This window comes from Streptomyces sp. NPDC057694 (assembly GCF_042799415.1).
Lineage (GTDB): Bacteria > Actinomycetota > Actinomycetes > Streptomycetales > Streptomycetaceae > Streptomyces.
Genome location: NZ_JBHVIX010000027.1, coordinates 80,918 through 102,348 on the forward strand (window position 1 = coordinate 80,918; position 21,431 = coordinate 102,348).

General features: G+C 72.9%; 20 protein-coding genes. 11 read left to right on the forward strand and 9 right to left on the reverse strand.

Annotated features, from left to right (window positions below; all coding sequences use genetic code 11):
- Positions 1-9: 9 nt before the first annotated feature.
- Positions 10-2,508: a polysaccharide lyase family 8 super-sandwich domain-containing protein gene (locus tag ACFVDP_RS37025; RefSeq protein ID WP_383499767.1), complete on the reverse strand. Its 2,499-nt coding sequence runs from the start codon at positions 2,506-2,508 to the stop codon at positions 10-12.
- 106 nt (positions 2,509-2,614) lie between these two features.
- On the opposite strand from ACFVDP_RS37025, the gene sigJ reads away from it, so the two are divergent.
- Both sigJ and ACFVDP_RS37035 read left to right on the forward strand, forming a co-directional pair.
- Positions 2,615-3,562 carry an RNA polymerase sigma factor SigJ gene (gene sigJ, locus ACFVDP_RS37030; RefSeq protein WP_383499770.1) on the forward strand — a complete coding sequence of 316 codons (948 nt, stop codon included), beginning with the start codon at positions 2,615-2,617 and terminating at the stop codon, positions 3,560-3,562.
- A gap of 119 nt (positions 3,563-3,681) precedes the next feature.
- Entirely contained in the window at positions 3,682-4,869 is a 1,188-nt protein-coding gene (locus tag ACFVDP_RS37035) for an NAD(P)/FAD-dependent oxidoreductase (protein ID WP_383499773.1), read from the forward strand.
- Between the two features lie 30 nt (positions 4,870-4,899).
- On the opposite strand, the gene ACFVDP_RS37040 is transcribed toward ACFVDP_RS37035, so the two are convergent.
- The 4 genes from ACFVDP_RS37040 to ACFVDP_RS37055 form a co-directional block, all read right to left on the reverse strand.
- Positions 4,900-6,546 (reverse strand): acyl-CoA dehydrogenase family protein, encoded by a 1,647-nt coding sequence (locus ACFVDP_RS37040; RefSeq protein WP_383499776.1) that lies wholly within the window; start codon positions 6,544-6,546, stop codon positions 4,900-4,902.
- A gap of 72 nt (positions 6,547-6,618) precedes the next feature.
- On the reverse strand, positions 6,619-7,251 hold the full coding sequence (locus tag ACFVDP_RS37045) for a TetR/AcrR family transcriptional regulator (RefSeq protein WP_383499779.1): 633 nt from the start codon (positions 7,249-7,251) through the stop codon (positions 6,619-6,621).
- Between the two features lie 58 nt (positions 7,252-7,309).
- A complete protein-coding gene (locus ACFVDP_RS37050) occupies positions 7,310-7,549 on the reverse strand; it encodes a twin-arginine translocase TatA/TatE family subunit (protein ID WP_383499782.1) in 240 nt (79 codons plus the stop codon).
- A 1-nt stretch (position 7,550) separates the two neighbouring features.
- Complete coding sequence (locus ACFVDP_RS37055; protein ID WP_383499784.1) at positions 7,551-8,561, reverse strand: sporulation protein; 1,011 nt, start codon at positions 8,559-8,561, stop codon at positions 7,551-7,553.
- 378 nt (positions 8,562-8,939) lie between these two features.
- Here ACFVDP_RS37055 and ACFVDP_RS37060 point away from each other — a divergent pair, with 378 nt between their 5' ends.
- The 3 genes from ACFVDP_RS37060 to ACFVDP_RS37070 all read left to right on the forward strand — a co-directional run bounded on the left by ACFVDP_RS37060 (position 8,940) and on the right by ACFVDP_RS37070 (position 11,845).
- Complete coding sequence (locus ACFVDP_RS37060; protein WP_383499787.1) at positions 8,940-10,274, forward strand: hemolysin family protein; 1,335 nt, start codon at positions 8,940-8,942, stop codon at positions 10,272-10,274.
- On the forward strand, positions 10,271-11,314 hold the full coding sequence (locus ACFVDP_RS37065) for a hemolysin family protein (RefSeq protein WP_383499790.1): 1,044 nt from the start codon (positions 10,271-10,273) through the stop codon (positions 11,312-11,314). Before ACFVDP_RS37060 ends, ACFVDP_RS37065 begins: the two co-directional genes overlap by 4 nt.
- A 75-nt stretch (positions 11,315-11,389) precedes the next feature.
- Complete coding sequence (locus ACFVDP_RS37070; RefSeq protein WP_111662923.1) at positions 11,390-11,845, forward strand: tellurite resistance TerB family protein; 456 nt, start codon at positions 11,390-11,392, stop codon at positions 11,843-11,845.
- A gap of 203 nt (positions 11,846-12,048) precedes the next feature.
- Here the strand turns inward: ACFVDP_RS37070 and ACFVDP_RS37075 are convergent, their stop codons facing one another.
- Both ACFVDP_RS37075 and ACFVDP_RS37080 read right to left on the reverse strand, forming a co-directional pair.
- On the reverse strand, positions 12,049-12,987 hold the full coding sequence (locus ACFVDP_RS37075) for a M56 family metallopeptidase (protein WP_383499793.1): 939 nt from the start codon (positions 12,985-12,987) through the stop codon (positions 12,049-12,051).
- A gap of 4 nt (positions 12,988-12,991) precedes the next feature.
- Positions 12,992-13,381 carry a BlaI/MecI/CopY family transcriptional regulator gene (locus ACFVDP_RS37080; RefSeq protein WP_383499796.1) on the reverse strand — a complete coding sequence of 130 codons (390 nt, stop codon included), beginning with the start codon at positions 13,379-13,381 and terminating at the stop codon, positions 12,992-12,994.
- A gap of 212 nt (positions 13,382-13,593) precedes the next feature.
- On the opposite strand from ACFVDP_RS37080, the gene ACFVDP_RS37085 reads away from it, so the two are divergent.
- The gene (locus ACFVDP_RS37085) at positions 13,594-13,956 is read left to right on the forward strand and encodes an ArsR/SmtB family transcription factor (protein ID WP_383499882.1); all 363 of its coding nucleotides are present in this window, start codon (positions 13,594-13,596) and stop codon (positions 13,954-13,956) included.
- A gap of 10 nt (positions 13,957-13,966) precedes the next feature.
- The gene (gene mgtA / locus ACFVDP_RS37090) at positions 13,967-16,597 is read left to right on the forward strand and encodes a magnesium-translocating P-type ATPase (RefSeq protein WP_383499799.1); all 2,631 of its coding nucleotides are present in this window, start codon (positions 13,967-13,969) and stop codon (positions 16,595-16,597) included.
- On the opposite strand, the gene ACFVDP_RS37095 is transcribed toward mgtA, so the two are convergent.
- Positions 16,588-18,105 (reverse strand): LCP family protein, encoded by a 1,518-nt coding sequence (locus ACFVDP_RS37095; protein ID WP_383499802.1) that lies wholly within the window; start codon positions 18,103-18,105, stop codon positions 16,588-16,590. The genes mgtA and ACFVDP_RS37095 overlap by 10 nt on opposite strands.
- A gap of 105 nt (positions 18,106-18,210) precedes the next feature.
- Here ACFVDP_RS37095 and tatA point away from each other — a divergent pair, with 105 nt between their 5' ends.
- A complete protein-coding gene (gene tatA / locus ACFVDP_RS37100) occupies positions 18,211-18,408 on the forward strand; it encodes a Sec-independent protein translocase subunit TatA (RefSeq protein WP_383499805.1) in 198 nt (65 codons plus the stop codon).
- Positions 18,409-18,417: 9 nt separating this feature from the next.
- Here tatA and ACFVDP_RS37105 read toward each other — a convergent pair whose 3' ends face one another.
- Positions 18,418-18,663, reverse strand: coding sequence for a hypothetical protein (locus ACFVDP_RS37105; protein ID WP_383499808.1), 246 nt, complete (start codon positions 18,661-18,663; stop codon positions 18,418-18,420).
- Between the two features lie 117 nt (positions 18,664-18,780).
- Here ACFVDP_RS37105 and ACFVDP_RS37110 point away from each other — a divergent pair, with 117 nt between their 5' ends.
- The 3 genes from ACFVDP_RS37110 (at position 18,781) to ACFVDP_RS37120 (ending at position 21,428) form a co-directional block, all read left to right on the forward strand.
- Positions 18,781-19,356: a TerD family protein gene (locus ACFVDP_RS37110; RefSeq protein ID WP_383499885.1), complete on the forward strand. Its 576-nt coding sequence runs from the start codon at positions 18,781-18,783 to the stop codon at positions 19,354-19,356.
- A 268-nt stretch (positions 19,357-19,624) separates the two neighbouring features.
- Positions 19,625-20,317: a hypothetical protein gene (locus ACFVDP_RS37115; RefSeq protein ID WP_383499811.1), complete on the forward strand. Its 693-nt coding sequence runs from the start codon at positions 19,625-19,627 to the stop codon at positions 20,315-20,317.
- A gap of 358 nt (positions 20,318-20,675) precedes the next feature.
- Complete coding sequence (locus ACFVDP_RS37120) at positions 20,676-21,428, forward strand: hypothetical protein (RefSeq protein WP_383499814.1); 753 nt, start codon at positions 20,676-20,678, stop codon at positions 21,426-21,428.
- Positions 21,429-21,431 lie beyond the last annotated feature (3 nt).

The following is a 21,431-nucleotide window of genomic DNA, read 5'->3' on the forward strand; positions in this document are numbered from 1 at the left end:
CGGCAGGTTCTAGCGGAGCGTCACCGTGAAGCTCCGCCCGTAAGCGTGCCGCGTGTTCACGTCGAGCCGGGTCCCGCCGGGGGCCCGGCTCACGTGTATCGCCTCGTCGCCGGAGATCTTGCGCAGGGGGCGGCCGGGCAGCAGCACCGTGATCGTGTCGCGGGTCGTCGTGGGGTCCGCGACCGCGACGGTGACCGTCTTCTCCCGGCGTACCAGGACCGATGCCGGGCCCTGCACCGTCAGGCCCGCCGTGCGGTGGGTGCCGGGCGTGAAGGTGTTGGCGGTGGTCAGGGCGAGGGCGGGGTGGTGGACCGCCTGGAGGTGCGGGGTGTTGGACAGGAGGCGGACCGGGGTGTGCGGCCTTCGTGCGGGGGCGTTCGGGAGCAACGCGTAGGCGAACGAGGTGGGTCGGGCGTCTGCCGGGTGTTCCAGCGTCAGGGAGAAGACCTGTTTGGTCACCGGTGTGTCCGGGTTCGTGGTGCGGACGGTGCGGCGGCTGCGGGTCACCGTGGCGAGGCGGGGCTTCGGTGCCGGGCCCGCGAGGCGCAGGTAGCCGACGGACACGTTCTGCGTGGTGTTGGCCCAGTGGGTCCAGCCGTCGCCGCCGGTGACCGCGACCCGGTCGCCCGCGGCGGCGATCCGCGCGTCGACCGTCGTCGTCACGGCCCGGCCGCCGCCCGGCGCGTCCCCGACGCCCGCCGAGACGACCACGATCTCGTCGTCGAAGAGGAACCAGGAACGGGTCGCTCGTGCGGCGCGGTAGGCGACGAAGTCGTCGGGGAGGATCCCGGCCCGCTTGTCGCGCCACGGCACGTCGTCCGAGGCCACCCAGCCCGCCGCGCCGTACACGCCGTCGAGCACGGCCCCGCCCGAGTACGCCTGCGTCGCCGTCGGGAAGTACACGTACTTGTTCTGCGACTCGGACGACGCCGTGAAGTTCAGGGGGTGCGACGGGTTGTCGTAGAAGAGGTCTCCGTCGTACGACTCCGGTACGGAGCGCCGGAGTTCGACCGGGGCCGTCACGCCCGCCAGGCCGTACGGGGAGACCGTCGTGAAGTAGTCGACGCCGAACGCCTGCGTCTGGTCCTGGCCGGAGAGGTAGAGGTGGTGGGCGCCGTCGCCCTGGAACCAGGGCAGCAGGTTCTCGCCGCTCATGTACTCGTACTTGCTGATCCGCCGTGAGCTGCGGGACAGCGCGAACGCGTAGCCGGGCCGCCGGTGCACCGTGCGGTCCATGGCGTTGAAGGCGACGGAGCGGGCCGGCGGGTTGAGGTCGGCGGCGGGCACCGAGGTGTCGGCGAGGATCGCGGTGTAGCGGACGACGCTCAGCGGCGACACGAACGTCGCGGGGTCGAGCGCGGCGCGGGACGTGGCCCGGACGTGCTTCACGTACCCGGCGAGGGCCGTCGCCCGGTCGCCCGTCGCGAGCGAGGCCAGATCGACCACCGCCTCGACGACCGTGGCCACGTCGGCGTACCCGGTGCCGGTGCGGGAGACCGAGCGCCCCTTCACGGCCTCCATCATCCAGCCCTCGAAGATCAGCGGAGCGAAGCCGTTCCGCACCCATCCGTCGATGACGGGCACCAGCTCGGCGCCGTTCGCGAAGCCCGTCCCGTCGAGGATCTTCAGGGTCTGCACGACCCGGCTGAGCAGGCCCTTCCCGTACGAGCCCGTGTACGCGACCGACGCGTGCTGGATGAAGGACCCGTCGGCGTAATGGCCGTCCGTCACCCCGTGCCGAAGCGCGTACGGGTCGATGGTCGCGAAGACGGTCAGCTGGTCGGTGAGGGCTTTGGTGATGCGGGCCCCGCCGACACCGCCGCCGACGAGTGCGCCCTGGAGGATGCGGTTCGTGGTGATGTCGGCGAGGTTGGCGCCGGTGTGAAACCGCGAGTCGAGGTCGACGTCGCCGTCCTTGCCGTTGCGCAGATACGCGTCCATGGAGTCGACGTAGGCGCCGGTCAGGGCGGCGGAGGCGCTGTCGGTGCCGGCGAGCAGGACGAGCGTGCGGGTGACGTACTGGGATATGCCGATCTCCCAGGTGAACCAGTTGCCGTAGTAGCCCTGGGACTGGTCGCCGTAGAAGTGCGTGTGCAGCCAGGACAGGCCGTCCACGACGCGCCGCTGGACCGCCGAACTCCCGTACAGGTCACCGGAGACGGCCGGGGTGCGGGTCGCCAGGGCTATCTCGTACAGGCGCTGGTAGGTGGTGGAGAGGTTCGGGTCGCTGGTGCCGAGAGGGACACCGGCGAACAGCTCGTCCTCGCCGTTCGCCGCGTCCCACGACGCCAGGTTCGCCCGCGCCGTCCGCTCGACCGCCGCGACCTTGGCGGCCGTCTCCGTACGGGAGTTGGCCTCCTCGGTGCCCGCGAAGACACCGATCGTGTTCGCGAGCAGCCGTGCCACTCCGTCCGCCGTCTCGTCGGCGCTCGCCGGACCGGCGGGGACGGCGGCGAGCACCCCGCTCGCCGCCAGCACTCCGAGCAGTCGTCTGCGGGTGATCTCCATCGGCTTCCTCCACGACGTGAGGGGACGGGACGGGGCAGGTGAGCGGCGGCGGGAGTCAAGCAGACGGGCTGGGAGGAGACAAGGGTGCGGGTTAGGATCCGGTGCCATGGCCGTGACCGTGCGCGACGTGGACCGCTTCGAGGCCGCAAGGCCCCGCCTGGAAGCCATCGGCTACCGCCTGCTCGGCTCGGCGAGCGAGGCAGAGGACGCCGTGCAGGAGACGTATCTGCGCTGGCAGGCCGCCGACATCGGGCGGATCGAGGTGCCCGAGGCCTGGCTGACCAAGGTGCTCACCAATCACTGCCTCACCCAGCTGACCTCGGCCCGCGCCCGCCGCGAGACGTACGTCGGCGCCTGGCTGCCGGAGCCGCTGCTCGCCGGTGACCCGATGCTCGGCCCGGCCGCCACCGCCGAGCAGCGCGACTCGGTCTCGTACGCCGTCCTCGTGCTCCTGGAGCGGCTGAGCCCGAACGAGCGGGCGGTGTACGTCCTCAAAGAGGCGTTCGCGTACTCCCACCGGGAGATCGCCGAGATCCTCGACATCAGCGAGGCCGCCAGCCAGCAGACCTTCCACCGCGCCCGGAAGCACGTCGCCGACGGCCGGGCCCGCACCGAGATCGACGAGGCCGCCGCCCGGCGCGTCGTGGAGGAGTTCCTGGCGGCCGCCACCAGTGGCCGCACCGAGCCCCTGGTCGCGCTCCTCACCCAGGACGTCACCGCGATCGGCGACGGTGGCGGGAAGGTGCCTGCGCGGGCGAGCGCGTTCGTGGGCGCGAAGGCGGTCGCGACGTTCATGCGGGGTCTGTTCAAGCCCGCCAGGTCCAAGCGGGACCTGGTCGGCGGCTCGCCCGACGTGTACGTCACGACGGCCAACGGCACGGTCGCGGTCGTCGCCGTTCTCGACGGCCGGGTCGTGGGCGTCATGTGCCCGGAGTTCGGGGACGGCGGCATCGTCTCGTTCCGCAGCCAGGTCAACCCCGACAAGCTGGAGCGCGCCACGCGCACCTGGGCGGCCACGGACCACGGGGAGCCGGTGCTCGCGGCGTTCCTCTGAGCGCCCCGACATGATGTGACGCGGGTCACGTCGTGGTGGTGTCAGGAAACGCGGGGCTGTCCGGTTCAAGAGGCGAGCCCGCCCGGAACGGGGGCGGCCAGAGCCTGTAGGAGCCCGCCATGCAGCAGCACCGCATCGTCGTCCTCGGCGCCGGCTACACCGGAGCCATCGCCGCCGGCCGCCTCGCCCGGCGGCTGCACCGCGACGACGTCCGCATCACCCTCGTCAACGCGGAAGCGGACTTCGTCGAGCGCGTCCGCATGCACCAGCTCGCCACCGGCCAGGACCTCGCCCGCCGCCCGCTGCGCGACATGTTCGCCGGTACGGGCGTGGAGGTGCGGATCGCGCGGGTCACCGCCGTCGACGCCGAGCGCAAGGAGGTGACGCTCGCCGGCGAACGGGGGGAGAGCGAGGAGGGGCTCCCGTACGACACCCTCGTGTACGCCCTCGGCAGCGGCTGGGACGACCACGGCGTCCCGGGTGTCGCCGCGCACGCCCACCAGATCGCGAGCCGCTCCGGCGCCCTGGTGCTGCGCGAGCGGCTGGCCGAACTCGCCCCGGGACAGCCGGTGGTCGTCGTCGGCGCCGGACTCACCGGCGTGGAGGCCGCGACCGAGATCGCCGAGGCCCGCCCCGACCTGGACGTCGCGCTCGCCGCCCGCGGCGCCCTCGGCGACTGGCTCTCCGCCAAGGGCCGCGCCCACCTGCGCAAGGTCGCGGACCGGCTCGGCATCACCGTGCACGAGCACGCCGCCGTCACGGCCGTCGACGCGGACCGGGTGAGCACCGCCGGCGGGACGTCGCTGCCCGCCGCGGTGACCGTGTGGACCACCGGATTCGCCGTCCACCCGATCGCCAAGGCCACCACCCTGGAGGTCTCGGACACCGGGCAGATCGTCGTCGACCGCACGATGCGCGCCGTCTCCCACCCGGACGTCTACGCCGTCGGCGACGCGGCCCTCGCCGAGGGACCCGGCGGCAAGCCGCTGCGGATGTCGTGCGCCTCGGGCGTCCCCTCGGCCTGGCAGGCGGCCGACGCGATCGCCGCCCGCCTGGCGGGCGGCGAGGTGCCGACGGTTCCGATCCGGTACTTCAACCAGTGCGTCTCGCTGGGCCGCAAGGAGGGCCTGATCCAGTTCGTCACCGCCGACGACACGGCCAAGGACGCGGCCCTGACCGGCCGCGCCGCCGCCCTCTACAAGGAGATCGTCTGCAAGGGCGCGGCCTGGGGCGTCGCCCATCCCGCTGTCGGCCTGCTCGGCGCCCGCCGCCGCGTGGCGCCGCAGCCGGCCCGGGCAGCGGTCTGAGCGCCCGGAGCCGGTCCCGAAGACGGGCTCTCAGGCGGGCAGCCGCTCGATCAGGGCCCCGAAGTCCGTCCCCGGCGGCAGCGTGCCGAACGCCAGCCCCTGGTCGCCGCCGAGCCGCGACGCGCAGAACGCGTCGGCGACGGAGGCCGGGGCGTGCCGCACGAGCAGCGAGCCCTGGAGCACCAGGGCCGCCCGCTCGATGACGCGGCGGGCGCGCACCGGGGCGTCCTCGGTGAGGACCAGCTGCTCCTTCAACTCCCGCCAGGCGGCGTCGAGTCGGCGGTCCGCCCCGGACGCGGCCTCGATCTCCGTGCGGAACGCCTCCAGGGACTCGGGCTCGCGGGCCAGGGCGCGCAGCATGTCGAGCGCGTTGACGTTGCCGGAGCCCTCCCAGATGCCGTTCAGCGGGGCCTCGCGGTACAGCCGGGGCATGCCTGACGCCTCGTCATAGCCGTTGCCGCCGAGGCATTCCAGGGCCTCTGCGACGAATGCGGGCTGCCGCTTGCAGACCCAGTACTTGGCGACGGCGGTGGCCAGGCGCAGGAACGCCCGCTCGCCCGTGTCGCCGCGCTGGGCCCGGTCGGCGGCCCCGGCCAGGCGCAGACCGAGCGTGGTGGCGGCCTCCGACTCCAGGCCGAGGTCGCCCAGCACATTGCGCATCAGCGGCTGGTCGATGAGCTTGGCGCCGAACACCGCGCGGTACCGGGTGTGGTGGGCGGCCTGGGCGAGGGCCTCGCGGATGTGCCCGGCCGAGCCGAGGACGCAGTCGAGCCGGGTCATCGTCACCATGTCGATGATGGTGCGTACGCCCTTGCCCTCGTCGCCGACGAGCCAGGCGACGGTGTCGTCGAACTCGGGCTCGCTGGACGCGTTCGAGCGGTTGCCGAGCTTGTCCTTCAGGCGCTGGATGCGGAAGGTGTTGCGGCTGCCGTCGGGGAGCACGCGCGGCACCAGGAAGCAGGAGAGCCCGCCCGGCGCCTGCGCGAGGACGAGGAACAGGTCGTTCATCGGGGCGCTGGTGAACCACTTGTGGCCGCGCAACCGCCAGCTCCCGTCGGCCTGTTCGGCCGCCGCCGTGGTGTTGGCGCGCACATCGGTGCCGCCCTGCTTCTCCGTCATGCCCATCCCGGCGAGCAGCCCGCGCTTGTCCGTGGGGGTGCGCAGGCCTGGCTCGTAGACGGTGGAGGTGAGCAGCGGCTCGTACGTCTTGGCGAGGTCGGGGGCGCGGCGCAGGGCGGGGATCACCGCGTACGTCATGGAGACCGGGCACATGTGGCCCTGCTCCATCATGGTGGCCACCATGAACGTCGCGGCGCGGGCGACATGGGCGCCGGGCCGCTCGTCCGCCCAGGCCGAACCGGCGGCGCCCGCACCGACGGTGGCCCGCATCAGGGAGTGGTACGCGGGGTGGAAGTCGACCTCGTCGATCCGGTTGCCGTACCGGTCGTGCGTGCGCAGTTCGGGCTCGAAGCGATTGGCCTGCTCCGCCCAGGCGCGGGCCTCCTCGCTGCCGACGAGCTTGCCGAAACGGTGCAGGTCGTCGAGGTGCCAGCCGGCCCCCTCGCGCCGTACGCCGTCCAGCAGGACCGGGTCGTCGGCGGCGTCGTGACCGGTGAGCGGCGGTGCCTGGTTGGTGACCTCGTGGGTCACGGCGGTGGGGCGGCTGGTCACGGTCATGGGGGCTCCTCCGGTTCTACGAGTTCGAGGTCGAGTTCAAGGTCGAGTTCGAGGCCAAGGCCGAGGTCGCGGTCAGGTGGTCGTCGGGTCGGCGCCCGTGCAGCGCAGCACGGTGGCGGTGAGTTCGGCGACGAGGCCATCGGTCGAGGCGGCGGCGTCGGGGGCCGTGTCGTCCGGGGCGCCCAGCGGGTACGCGAGGATCTCGCCGACCGCTCCGGTGAGCGCGGCCGCGGTGATCTCGGCGTGCTGCGGCGGGAGTCGGCCCTCTTTCACGCCTTCCCGTACGACCTCGGCGAAGAGCGCGCGGTAGCGGCGGCGGAAGTCGAGGCGCTCGGCGCCGACCGCCGGTTCGGCGGGGGCGGCGAGCAGCGCGTAGGCCAGGCCGCGGTTCTCCAGGGCGCGGCGGGCGAACACGCCGACGCCGGACGCCAGCCGCGAGACGGGGTCGCCGGGGCCGTGCAGCACCTCGCCGAGCACCTCCACCTCGTGGCCCGCGGCCCGCCGGAAGACTTCGACGGCGAGCGCGGACTTGGACGGGAAGTGCTGGTAGACGGAGCCGGCCGCGATGCCCGCCGAGTCCGCGACGGCCGTCACCGACGCCTGGGCCCAGCCGACTTCGGTGACGACGGCGGTGGCGCAGGCGATCAGATGCTCACGGGCGGCGTCGAGGCGGCGCAGTTCTGCGGGGGTCTTGCGGTAGGCCATGCAAGCAGTGAACCACCATTCAGAACATCACGCCATGGTCCGCGGCGCCCCGCACCCGCTATGCCTTCGGCTCCTCCTTCGGCTCCTCCTTCGGCGGCACGGTCTCGCCGCGGACGACCTGCGGCGGCCGCGCCGGACCGTCGTGCCCGTCGGATCCCTGCTCCTTCATCGCCCGCGTCTCGGCCTTGAGGATGCGCGCCGATTTGCCCGCGCTGCGGACCAGGTCGGGCAGCTTCTTCGCGCCGATCACCACGATGGCGATGATCAGGACGATGGCCACCTCGCTGATACCGAACATGTCAGTCCTCGCCGTCCTCGTCGTCGTCCCCCTCGAAGAAGTCGCCGACCTCGTCGACGACTTCGGCGGCCACGAGCCCGCCGACCACCCCGACCGCGAGCCCGGCCGCGCCCGCCGCGACGGCCGTCCCGACACCGGGGCCCGAGCGGTGCCCGTGGTCCTGATGGTGCCCGTGATCCTGGTGATACCCGGAGCCGTACGGGGCGTGGGCGTCGTACGAGGAGTGGGCGTCGTACGACGAGTGGTGCTCCACCAGCTGCCGGACCCAGCCGTCGACCAGCGCGTTCCAGTCGTGGTGGTGGAGGCCGTCGTGGGCGACGGTGAAGCGGGTGACCGCGTCGTGGCCGCCGCCGAACAGGCCGCCGCGCTTGTCGGCCTCCAGGACCACCTCCATGCCGCCGGGGGTGGCGAGGAAGGTCACCTCGATCTCGTTGACCGCGTGCGCGTACTGCGGGGCCGGGGTCAGCTCGATCTCCTGGTAGAAGGGGAGCTGCTGGCCGGTGCCGCCGATGCGGCCGTACTCCAGGTCGGCCGACCTGAAGCCGAAACCGAGCTGCCCGAACGCCTCCAGGACCGCCTCCTGCACCGGGAGCGGGCCGACGACGAGCGGGTCGAGGTCGCCCTTGTCCTTGGCGCCGGCCACCGACAGCTCGGTGCGTACCCCGAGGACGATGCCGAGCCCCTGCCCGTACAGCTCGGTGACCGGGGTCTCCCAGGGCAGCGTCACGGAGAACGGCACGGAGTGCTCGGCGCCTGCGGTCAGCCGGAAGCCGCCCCCGACCACGAACCGGTCGAAGACCACGGCGCCCACGTCCTCGTGGTCGCCCTGTTCCGCCTCGACCCGGGCGACCAGCTCCAGAGTGATGTGCTCGATGTCGAAGTCGCCGCTGCCGCCGGTGAGCCGGACCTGTCCCGACAGGGTGCCGCCGGGCGCGGCGGCACCGGGCGCGAGGACGGTGTCGACGGTCGGGCCGCCCACGCCGAGTGAGCCGAGCAGTCGTTTGAACACCATCGAGGCGTTCACTCCCTTTTTGTCGTACGAGGGTGCGGAGAGCCGCGCGGGGGACGGGGACGCGGGAACAACGAAGAACCCGGCCACGTTCTACAGACGCGTAGAAGAATAGGCGGGGCGGCGTCCCGGTGGTGACCGTGGGGCGCCGTGGGGCGGGAAAGTCTGAAAGACGCTGTCACCGGCGTCCTTTCAGCCGCTTGACGAGCGGGTTTTGCTGTGCTTTTACCCTGCTGTACCCACCTCGCCGCCCCGTCATCCGGGATCGCCCGATCCCCCGAAAGAGAAGGAGCCAGGGCCCGCGATGGGTGATCCTCCGAGTAGTCGGCTCAGCCGACCGCCGACCGCCGCCGAGACGCCGGGGCAGGGGGCGGGGCGGTCATGACCGAGCTTCTGCTGCTGGGCCTCGCGCTGCTGCTCACGCTCGCCTGCGCGCTGTTCGTGGCGGCCGAGTTCTCCCTGACGACGGTCGAGCGGGGTGAGCTGGAGCGCGCGGCGGCCGCCGGGGAGCGCGGCGCGTCCGGCGCGCTCAAGGCCGTACGGCAGCTGACGTTCCAGCTCTCCGGGGCCCAACTGGGCATCACCGTCACGTCGCTGGTGATCGGCATGCTCGCCGAGCCGTCGATCTCGGCGCTGCTGCGCGGCCCGCTGGAGGCGGCCGGCCTGGGCGGCGCCGCCTCGACGGTCTCCTCGGTGCTGGGCGTCGCCCTGTCCACCGTGGTCCTGATGGTCGTCGGTGAGCTGGTGCCGAAGAACTGGGCGATCGCCCGCCCCGTCCCCGTGGCCAAGGTGGTCGCGGCGCCGCAGCGCGGATTCACCGCCGCCTTCGGCCCGTTCATCCGCCACCTGAACAACACGGCGAACCATATGGTGCGCCGCTTCGGCCTGGAGCCCGCCGAGGAGCTGGCCTCCGCCCGCACCCCGGAGGAGCTGGTCGCGCTCGCCCGGCACTCCGCCGCCGAGGGCGCCCTGGAGGCCGACTCGGCCGAACTGTTCGTGCGCACCCTGCACTTGAGCGAACTGACGGCGGAGAACGTGATGACGCCGCGCGTCGACGTCCGGTCCCTGGAGGCGCACGCCACGGCGGCCGACGCGGCCGCGCTGACCCACGCCACCGGCCTGTCCCGTTTCCCCGTCCACCGCGACAGCCTCGACGACGTCATCGGTACCGTCCACATCCGCGACGTGCTGGCCCTGGAGCCCGCGCGCCGCCCGCTCACCCCCGTCACCGAGCTGGCGACGAAGCCGCTGCTCGTCCCCGACAGCCTGCCCGCCGACCGGCTCCTGGAGCGGCTGCGCGAGACCCGCACGATGGCCGTCGTCATCGACGAGTACGGCGGCACCGCCGGGGTCGCGACCATGGAGGACATCGTCGAGGAGGTCGTCGGCGAGGTGCGTGACGAGCACGACCCGGTCAGCGCCCCCGACCTGCGGCCCGCCGACCCCGGCCCCGACGGCCGCGCGGTCTGGGAGGCCGAGGGCGGCGTCCGCATCGACGAGCTGGCCCGGATCGGACTGACCGCGCCCGAGGGCCCGTACGAGACCGTGGCCGGACTCGTCGCCACCCGCCTGGCCCGCATACCCGAGCCCGGCGACACCGTGGACCTCGGCGGCTGGCGGCTGACCGTGCTCGACGTGGAGCACCACCGCGCGGGCCGCGTCCGCGTCACCGAACCGGCGGCCCCCGTACCGCCCCTGCCCGAGGACGCCCGATGACCGCCCTCCAGCTCGCCATCGGCGCCCTCACCCTGCTGACCAACGCGTTCTTCGTCGGCGCCGAGTTCTCCCTGATCTCCGTACGCCGCGACCAGATCGAGCCGCGCGCCCGCGAGGGCGACAAGCGGGCGAAGACCGCGCTGTGGGCCATCGAGCACATCAGCGCGATGCTCGCCACGGCCCAACTCGGCATCACCGTCTCCTCGCTGGTGCTCGGCGCCGTCGCCGAACCGGCCATCGCCCACCTCCTGGAGCCCGCCTTCGAGGCGGTGCAGGTGCCGCACGCCCTCGTCCACCCGCTGTCCTTCGTCATCGCGCTGACCGCGGCGACCTACGCGCACATGCTCTTCGGCGAGATGGTCCCGAAGAACATCGCGCTCGCCGCGCCGGTGCGCACGGCCCTGCTGCTCGGCCCGCCGCTGGTCGGCCTCACCCGCGCCCTCGGCCCGGTCGTCTTCGGCATCAACGCCTTCGCCAACGCGCTGCTGCGGCTGCTCGGGGTCGAGCCGAAGGACGAGGTCGAGGCGGTCTTCACCGACGACCAGCTGGCCCGCATCGTGCTCGACTCCAGCGAGGCGGGCCTGCTCTCGCCCGCCGACGGGGAGCGGCTGCGGGACGCGCTGGAGCTGGGCACCCGGCCGGTGGGCGAGATCGTCGTGCCCGCACGCTCGATGCGCACGGTGGCGGACACCACCACGCCCGCCGAGCTGGAGCGGGCCGCGGCCGGCGCCGGTTTCTCCCGCTTCCCGGTGACGGGGGCGGACGGCACGGCGCTCCTCGGCTACCTCCACATCAAGGACACCCTCGGCATCGCGGAGCGCGACCTGCCCTTCCCGCGCGCCGCCCTGCACCCGCTGACCCGGGTCCGCATCGACACCCCGCTCGACGACACCCTCACGGCGCTGCGCGCCCAGGGCAGCCATCTCGCCGCCGTCACCGGCGACAAGGGCACCGTGATCGGCTTCGTGACGATGGAGGACGTGCTGTCCGAACTGGTGGGCGGGCGGAACTTTCCGGGGGAGCCGCTAGTTTCTACATAGCTGTAGAAGCGCATAGCTCTAGAAGCACGTAGCTGTTGAAGCAGAGTTCAGGACACTCCAACCGAAGGAACGCTCGTGGCCCTCTGGGACCGCATCAAGGAATCCGCGTCGACGATGCAGACGCAGCTGGTGGCGAAGAAGAACGATCTGAAGTCGGGCGCCTTCCGTGACGCCTCGATGGCGATGTGTGCGCTGGTCGCCGCCGCCGACGGCACGATCGACCCGTCGGAGCGCCGCCGCGTCGCCCAACTGATCATGAGCAACGAGGTGTTGCAGAACTTCCCGGCGGACGACCTCCAGCGCCGCTTCGAGGCCAATCTGGACAAGCTGACCGCCGACTTCGACTTCGGCAAGGTGAGCGTGCTCCAGGAGGTCGCCAAGGCCAAGAAGAAGGAGGCCGAGGCGCGCGCCGTGATCCAGATCGGCATCGTCATCGGCGGCGCCGACGGCGACTTCGACGCCACCGAGCGGGCTGTCGTGCGCGAGGCGTGCCAGATGCTGGGCCTGGCCCCGCACGAGTTCGACCTCTAGTCACCGGCCGCCAGGCCGGGTGCGGCTCTCGTCGTGGCTGGTCGCGCAGTTCCCCGCGCCCCCGGAGGCCGCAGGCCTCTCAGGGGCGCGGGGAACTGCGCGAGAAGCGGCCACCGGCCCGCGCCCGACCGACGACCCGATAAGGGGCGCGGGGAACTGCGCAACCACCCCCCACCGGCCCGGCACCCGACCGGCAACCGTCGTCACCACGGCGTCGCCGCATGCAGCGTGACGGCAAGGGTGAGCGCCGAGTTCGCCGAGGACATCGCGGACACCGCCGCACCGGCCCCGGCCGTCCACACGGCGAGCCCCACCGTGGTGAACACCGTGACACGGCCCGACGCAGGCGGCGCCGGAGCCAGCAGCGCCGCGACCCGGCGGGGCACCGGCCCCGGCGCCGCGAACCCCGCGAAGACCGGCTCGCGCACCGCCCCGCCGGACAGGGCCACCTTCCCGATCGCCCGCGCGACCGCCCTGCGATCACCCACCCGTGCGGCGGCCTCCTCGTCCGCCCACCGCTCCGCCGTGTACGCGACAGCCGAACTCAGCGGCCGCAGAAAGGGATTGAGCCGCGCGGCGAGCCGCACGGTGAGCAGATGCCGGTGGTGCCCGGCCGCCAGATGAGCCCGCTCATGGGCGAACACCGCGCGCCGCTCCGCAGGACGCAGCCCCGCGAGCAGCGCCGTACTGACGACGACCCGGCCGCGCCCGCCCCGCCGCCCGGGCAGCGCGTACGCGTACGCCTCCGCATCGGGCAGCACCGCGACCTCGGTGGCCGCGAGACCGGCCAGCGCCGCATGGGCCCGCCGCCGCAGCACCCCGTGCCGCCACAGCGTCCGCGCACCGGCGGCGACCACCGCGACCAGCGCCGGAATGGCCGCCTTGCCCGCGATCTCGTCCTGCGGCACCGCGGCCCGCACCTCCGGGTCGGACCAGCCGTCGGGGAGCGGATTGCCCGGCAGTTGCGCCGTGCCGACCACCACCAGCAGCGCCAGACACAGCGTGCTGCACACGGCCATCACCCCGGCGACGGCGGTGAGCAGCCGGGTCGCCGTACGCGGATGGAGCCGATGGGCGGCGAGCCGGGCCACCGGCCAGGCCGTCAGCGGCAGCACCAGCGGCAGGAAGACGAAGATGCCCACGGCCCTATGAGCCGGCTTCGTCGTCGGCGCGGCCCAGCAGGGCCCGCAGCACCTGCTCGTCGCCCTCGGGCAGGGAGGTGACGAAGCTGGCCAGGACCGCCTCCCGGTCCGGTTCGCCGTCCAGCACCTTGCGCATCTTCAGCGCGGCGAGCCCGGCCTCGTCGGACGTCGGGGTCCACACGAACGACCGCCCGTCGCGCTCACGGGTGACCACGTCCTTGGCGTGCAGCCGGGCCAGGATCGTGATCACCGTGGTGTAGGCGAGATCGCCGCCGAGCCGGTCGCGCACCCAGCCGGCGTTCGCCGGGCCGTCCGCCGAGCGCAGCGCGGCCAGGACCGCGAGCTCCAGTTCGCCCTGCGCGCGTCTACGGGGCTGTTGACGTGGATCCGGCACGCTGCTCCTCCTGGTGTCGCGGCGACGGCCCCGTCGGCATCGGGACCTCTCCATCATCGCCGCTCGCCCGAGCGGGAGCGGCGTGCGGGCCGTCGCCTCTAGACTTGCGGCCGGAAGTGACGGGCAGGGACGGGCAGAGCGTGGGACGGAGTGGGTCGGTGAGGTCAGGGTCTGGCGGTCCGGGACGGTCCGGCGATCCGTTCGCCGGCGAGCTGTCCGCGGTTGATCCGGCCGCGGGCGATCCGTCCGGCGACGTGCTCGGACAGGCGGCCGAGGCGTTCGGGCTCCTCGCGTCCCCGGTGCGGCTGCACATGGTGTGGGCGCTCGCCCAGGGCGAGAGCGATGTCACCGGCCTCGCCGAGCGGGTGGGCGGCGCCCTGCCCGCCGTCAGCCAGCACCTGACCAAGCTGAAGCTCGCCGGTCTCGTCCGCTCCCGCCGCGAGGGCCGCCGGCAGGTGTACTACGTCGACGACCCCGACATCGTCACCGTGGTGCGGCTGATGGTCGGCCAGCTGACCGAGCGTGCCGAGCAGGCCGGGGCTCCCGTGCGCCGGCACCGCGCCGCCGGAGCCTGAAGGCGCCGCCGTGGCCCTGTCCGACTCCGGTCCGGGGACCCGGCGGGCGACCCCCGTGGGTGTCGTCGCCGGGGACCAGACCGTGCTGCAGACCCTGCGCGCCCTGGACACAGGCCCGCGCGGACTGACCGAGGCCGAGGCCGGGCACCGGCTGGCCCGCTGCGGCCCGAACACCCTGCCCGCCGCCCGGCCCATCTCCCTGCCCGTACGGTTCTGGCACAGCCTGCGCGACCCGTTCACCGCCGTCCTGTTCTGCCTCGGGCTGGTCTCCGCGCTCGTCTCCGCGTGGGGCACCGCCTGCGTCATCCTCGCCCTGGTGATCGTCAGCTGTGCGCTGCGCGCCCACGGCGAGCACCGCGCCGACCGGGCGGGCGCCGGGCTGCGCGAGCTGGTCGCGGGGACCGCGAGCGTCCGGCGCAGAGACAGCGCCGAGGCCGAACCGCAGGCCCGCGAGATCCCGGTCGACGACCTGGTGCCGGGCGACGTGGTCCGGCTCGCGCCGGGCGACCTCGTCCCCGCCGACCTGCGCCTGATCAAGGCCCATGGCCTCACCGTGCAACAGGCCGCGCTCACCGGGGAGTCGGCGCCCGCCGCGAAGCACCCCGTGGACGCGCCGGCCGCGGGCGACGGCGCGCACCTGTGCTTCCAGGGCAGCAGCGTCGCCTCGGGCAGCGGCACCGGCATCGTCGTGGCGACCGGCGCGGACACCCGGTTCGCGGCGGTGCGCGGCACGGGCCGCGGGCGGACCGCCGAGCGCTCCCGCGACGGCACCGGCCGCTCCACGGCCCCGCTCAGCGCCTTCGACCGCAGTGTGCACGGGATCGCCTGGACGCTGATCCGGTTCATGCTGATCACGCCGCCGCTGGTGCTGATGGCGAACGCGGCGCTGCGCGGCCGGGGCCTGGAGACGCTGCCGTTCGCCGTCGCGGTGGCCGTCGGACTCACCCCGGAGATGCTGCCGGTCATCGTCACCACCTGCCTGGCCCGCGGCGCCGCCCTCCTCGCCCGCACCCACGGCGTCATCGTCCGGCGGCTCCCGGCACTGCACGACCTCGGCGCCGTCGACGTGCTGTGCGTCGACAAGACCGGCACCCTCACCCAGGACCGGCCGGTCGTCGACACCGAGCGCACCGACCCCGACGCGCTGCACTGGGCCGCCGTCTCCGCGTGGTGGACGCTCCAGGCGGCCGAGCTGCCCCACCCCGACCCGCTCGACGAGGCCCTCCTCGCGGACGCCGACCTCGACCGCGTAGAGACGTACGACCCCGTCGACGCGCTGCCCTTCGACCCGGTACGCCGCCTGGCCACCGCCGTCGTACGGGAACCCGGCACGCTCGGCACCCACCTGCTCGTCGTGAAGGGCGCGGTCGAGGAGGTCGTCGGGCGGTGCGCGTTCGACGACCCGGCGGAGCGGGACAAGCTCCTCGCCCGCGCCGCCTCCTCGGCCGGCGACGGGGTCCGGCTGCTGGCCGTGGCCACCGCACGGCGCCAGGCCCGCACCCGCGCCTACACCCCGGCCGACGAGCGGGGTCTCGACTTCCGCGGTTTCGTCGCCTTCCACGACGCGCTCGCCGACACCGCCCACGACGCCGTACGGGACCTCGCGGGCCAAGGCGTCACCGTCAAGGTCCTCACCGGCGACCACCCGGCCACCGCCGCCCGCGCCTGCCGCGACCTCGGCATCGACCCCGGAGAGGTGGCCGTCGGCGCGCAGACCGCGGACCTCGACGACCGGGCGCTCGCCGAACTCGCCGCCCGCACCACGGTGTTCGCCCGCTGCACGCCCGCCGACAAGGCCCGCGTCGTCGCCGCCCTGCGCCGGGGCGGCCACACCGTCGGCTTCCTCGGCGACGGCGTCAACGACCTGCCCGCGCTGCGCGCCGCCGACGTCGGCGTCTGCCCCCGCGACGGCGTCGACGTGGCCCGCGAGGACGCCGACGTGGTGCTCGCCGAGAAGGACCTCACCGCCATCGGCCACGCCGTCGACGCGGGACGGCACTCCAGCGCCAACATCGCCTCCTACCTGCGCATCACGCTCTCCTCCAACCTGGGCAACGTCATCGCGATGCTCGCCGCCGGGCTGCTGCTGCCGTTCCTGCCGATGCTCCCGGCGCAGGTCCTGGTGCAGAACCTGTGCTTCGACGGCGCCCAGCTCGCCCTCGCCTACGACCGCCCCGACCCGGCCGCGCTGCGCCGGCCCACGGTGCTGCGGCCGCGCGCCTTCCTGCGCTCGCTCACCGGCTTCGGGGTGCTCGGCGCCCTCGCCGACCTCACGACCTTCGGCGTCCTCGCCTGGTGTCTGCCGGGCACCCTCGACCTGGGCGACCAGGACGGCTTCCACGCCGGATGGTTCACCGAGAACCTGTTGACCCAGGCCCTCGTCATGCTCCTGCTGCGCACCGGCCGCCGCACCGCCGAGGGCCGCATCCCCGTTCCGGTGCGCCGCTCGGCGATCACCCTCGCGGCCGTCGGCATCCTGCTGCCGCTCTCCCCGCTCGGCCCGCTGCTCGGCATGACGGGCCTGCCGCTCGTCTACTACCCGCTGCTCGCGGCCGTCCTCGCGCTGTACGCGGCGGCGCTGATCGCCCTGCGCCGCCGGATGCCGCAGACGCAGAAAGAGCCGTCACCAGTTCAGCCGTAGGACAGGTGGGAGCAGATGTCGTCGTCGGCGGAGCGGGCCTCGGCGGCGACGCCGGACGGCACGGCGGTCGGCACCGGTGACGCCGAGGCCGCCGCTTCGTCGCCGGGGGCGTAGTCGGCGCCGAGCACGACGCTCAGCCCGTCCCCACCGGTCAGTTCGGCGCCGGGGAAGAGCCGGGCGAGGGCTTGCGCGCCGGCTTTCTGACCGCTGCCGCCGCCGTACGTGATGGTGGTCGTGGCGTGGTCCTGGGTGGCGGCGTTGGCGGTGGCGGTGACGGTGAAGCCGTGCCCGGTGAGGAGGTCGGCGGCGTCCCCGGCGAGGCCGGCGGTGCGGGTGCCGTTGTAGACGGCGACGGAGGCCCCGCCCCCGTCCACGTCCCCGGTGGCGTCGGCCGAGGGCGCGGCGCTCGACGCGGCGGCCCGGGCCGACTTCCCCCCGCTGGCGTCCTTGCCGTCGAGCGTGCGGTCGTCCTTGAGCGAGGCCCACAGGGCGTCGGCGTCGGGCTGCACGACGGCGACCCGGTTGCCCTGGTACTTCCAGGGCACGGTGATGAACTTCGTGTTGTGCAGATCCACGTCCTTCATCGACATGGCGAAGGACAGCAGCTTGTCGGCCGTCCCGAGCCCGCTGTCGACGGTCATGGACTTCGTGGCGGCGTCGGCGAGCGGCAGCAGCCGGGTGGGCGTGAACCCGTCGTCCTTGATCTTCTTGATGAGGCTGGAGACGAAGGCCTGCTGGCGCTTGATACGGCCGATGTCCGAGCCGTCGCCGATGCCGTGCCGGATGCGTACGTAGTCCAGCGCCCGCTGCCCGGAGACGGTCTGCGCGCCCTTCTTGAAGATCCGGTCGCCCTGACTGGCGCGATGCGGATTGAGATCGTTCTCGTAGATGTCGTTCGGCAGGCAGACCTTGACGCCGCCGACGACGTCGGTGAGCTTCGAGAACCCCTTGAAGTCGACGACGACGGTGTGGTCGACGCGCAGTCCGGTCAGTTTCTCGACGGTGTTCTGGGTGCAGGCCGGGTTGCCCTTGGCGGTCTCGCCGGTCGAGTACGCGGCGTTGAACATGGTGTCGTTCCGCGTCGCGCTCCACGAACCGTCGGGCAGCTTGCACGGCGGGATCGTGACCAGGGTGTCGCGGGGTATGGAGACGCCGACGGCGTGCCGGTGATCGGCGTAGACGTGCAGCAGGAACGCGGTGTCGGAGCGGCCGATGTCGCTCTTGTCGCCGCCGCCGAGGTCGCTGTTGCCGTCGGTACGCGCATCGGTGCCGATGACCAGCACGTTCTCGCCCTTGGAGGCGTCGGCGTCCGGCCGGTTCTTGGAGACGCCGTCCGCGGAGAAGGTGTCGATGTTGCCGTTCAGCTGCAGATAGAGCCAGCCCGCGCCCGCCGTGAGCAGCACGAGGAACGACAGCCCGACGACGAGCATCGGCCGCAGCCGCCGCTTCTGCCGCCGCCCGCCCCGGCGCCGGGCGCCCCCGGCCCGCGCCTCGGATGTCCGCGTCATCTGTATGCCCTCGTCCTGTGGATGCATAAGGTTGTACGGTTGCGCAATGTAGCAAGTAAGCATGAGCAAGCCGCACACCGCGAACCCCCGACAAGAGGTGGCCCGATGTTCCGCAACGCCCTAGAGCCCTGGCACCTGCTGATCCTGGGCCTGGTGATCATCCTGCTCTTCGGTTCGAAGAAGCTCCCCGACACCGCCCGCTCCTTGGGCAAGTCGCTGCGCATCCTCAAGAGCGAGACGCAGGCGATGAAGGAAGAGGGTGCGGAGCCGGTGGTGAAGCCGGGTGAGCCGGGCCGGCCGTAGCGGGGGACTTCACGGGCTGGCGCCGTCGAACCCGTAGCGCAAGGGTTCGTCGTGGCTGCTCAGGTCACGCCGGTAGACGTACAGGGCCTCGGCCCGCAACTCCGGAGACTCGCCCGGACTCTCCGCGCGGTCCAGTTCGCAGGGACGGGTGATCTGCACCACCGACGGCCGGTCCGTGACGCGCAGGCGCAGCCCGTGGGCGGGCCCGCCGTCGAGGACGGCGAGTTCCCGGACTTGTGGGGTGAGTGGCTTCATGGTCATTACTTTAAGCATTGCGCAACCATAGGAACGATCGCCTCGGCGCACACGTTGACGGGGTGACGGCACACCGGGTCGCCGAGCGCGACGATGCGAACGATGGAGGTAGGAGCAGTGGGAGTTTCCCTGGCCAAGGGTGGCAATGTGTCCCTGAGCAAGGAGGCGCCCGGGCTGACGGCGGTGCTGGTGGGCCTGGGCTGGGACGTCCGCACGACCACGGGCGCCGACTACGACCTCGACGCGTCGGCCCTGCTGTGCGACGCGTCCGGCAAGGTCATCTCGGACGCGCACTTCGTCTTCTACAACAACCTCACCAGCCCGGACGGCTCCGTCGAGCACACCGGTGACAACCTCACGGGTGAGGGCGAGGGCGACGACGAGAGCGTGAAGGTGAACCTGGCGGCCGTCCCCGCCCAGGTCGACAAGATCGTCTTCCCGGTGTCGATCCACGACGCGGAGTCGCGCGGCCAGAGCTTCGGCCAGGTCCGCAACGCGTTCATCAGGGTCGTGAACCAGGCGGGCGGCGCCGAGATCGCCCGCTACGACCTCTCGGAGGACGCCTCGTCCGAGACCGCGATGGTCTTCGGCGAGCTGTACCGCCACGGCGGCGACTGGAAGTTCCGCGCGGTGGGCCAGGGCTACGCGTCGGGCCTGCGCGGCATCGCCCTCGACTTCGGCGTCAACGTCTGACGGACCCTCATCGGTCCGGCCCGCCTGCCGGGTTGCCGGCCGGGCGGCCCGGGCCGCACTCAGGCTGACGCCTTCACGGTGCAGCCCAGGGCGATCGGTCCGATCCCGATCACGAAAAGGGACGCGCTCCTGAAGCCGAGGCCCAGCGGGGGGGCGAGCCTTCGGACGTCCGTACGGAAGGACGCGCGGCAGGACCGCCCGCATCCGCGCCACGTCCTCCGCCGGATCTCACGTCCCGGTGGAGCGGCACAGGTGCCATGATCCCGGTGTGTTGAAGATCCCCGGATATGAAGGCGGTCCGCTGGTCGAGGGCAGCGCCTACCTCGCCGATCCGTTGTTCTGGCCCGTTCACCTCGGCACCTGCCTGCGCGGTGAGGACGCGCAACGGGCGGCGTTCGGACCCGACTGGGACGCGGCCATGCGGCTCTGCGATGCGCTCTCCGCAGAGGAGGCGTGGCCGACGTTCGGCGTGCCTCTCTGCTCCGGGCACACCATCCACGTCGTCTACCGCAACTTCGACGGAGAACGCGGGGTGGACTATCTGATGCATCACCCGACGTGGCCGGCAGCGGAGACATTCGCCGTGGATGACGGCCACTTCATGGGCCCCGGCATCGGCTGGCCGGAGTTGCTGTCCGTCGCTCGACAGCTGTCGACAGGGGATGCTGCCGACACCGGCGCCCGTCTTCTGCTGCTCTTTCCGGCACTCGGCGACGCACAACTTCCCGACGACGCCCCGGCGGTCCTCACCCATGCGCTCCGCGCTCTCACCGTGATCGAGGAGCCCGCTGACGTGGCCGGCATGCTCCTGAAGAACCAGGGCCAATGGGCTCCGGCCCACTGGAGCCTCACCGATGGCGTCCGTATCAGCGACGGCGGTCATTCGTACCGAAACCCCGGCAACGCCTTCGCTCTGCCAGCAAGCCGCCTTCGGGAGATCAGCAATGCGCTGAACGGCTGAGCGTCGACGGCTCACCAAGGACCACCCGGGTGTGGGCCCGGGCGACGGGCTGTGCGGCTTCGCGCCGTGTCTGTCGTCCTTGCGGTCTTCGGCGCCCCAGCAGCTCTGCCGGCCGTGCTGCCGTTGAGCAGATCCAGTCGTACGCGGCATTGGCGAGCGCTGCGCGAGGCGGGTCTGCTCCGGGCCGTTGTGGCTGCCGGACAGCCCCTCCCGGCCGGCGTTCCGACGCTCGCCCCGGCACGGGTCCGGCCCGGATCGGCAGCCACCGCCACGTGCGACGCGTGCGCGTTCATCACGACCTGCGTCACGTCCTGCGTCACCCCTGCGCGTCATCCTTTGGCTCAGGGATACTGCCGTTATGGGCACCGACCCGCTGGACGGACCCTGTGCCGCAAGCGACGGCGCACAGTCCGAGGACATGCGCGAGCAAGGCATCGATGAGCGACAACGGGCCGCCGACGAGCGCGAGCGCACCGCTGACATCCGCGAGACCGCCGCCGATCAGCGGGAGGCCATCGCCGACGAGCGGGAGGCCATCGCCGACCGGCGGGAAGCCGCTGCCGACGAGCGGGAAGCCATCGTGGGCGCGTGGCAGGACCAACTGACCGCTCTGGAATGGCAACTGGACGCACGGCGCCGTTCCGCAGGAGATCCGGCTCCGAGCGTGCGGGAACGCTCGTACGAACAGATCGTCCGGTCCCAGGGGCTGCTGGCGGCCAGCCAGGAGCGCCTGGAACGCAGCCAGGCGGCACTGCGCCGCTCGGACGAGATGGACCTGCGGGAACAGGACGCCGTCAACCGCGAAGTGGGCGCCTCCCTCACGCAGATGGCCACGCAGGGCCCGCTGCCGCTCCAGGTCCTGCACATCCGGGCGGACCGGCTCCGGGAGCAGGCCGCGGCGGCGGCCGAGGCGCTCGCCGAAGCCGAGGACGGCCTCGCCGACGAGCACGAACAACGGCACAGCGCCTGGCAAGCCGTCGAACACAGACAACGCGCCGAGCAGGCCCGCACCGCGGCCGACACACTGCGCGACGGCACCACACCACCCGAGGGCGAGCCACCCGAGGGCGCGCCACCCAAGGAGGAGGGCGGGCCCTCCACGCTCCGATGATGA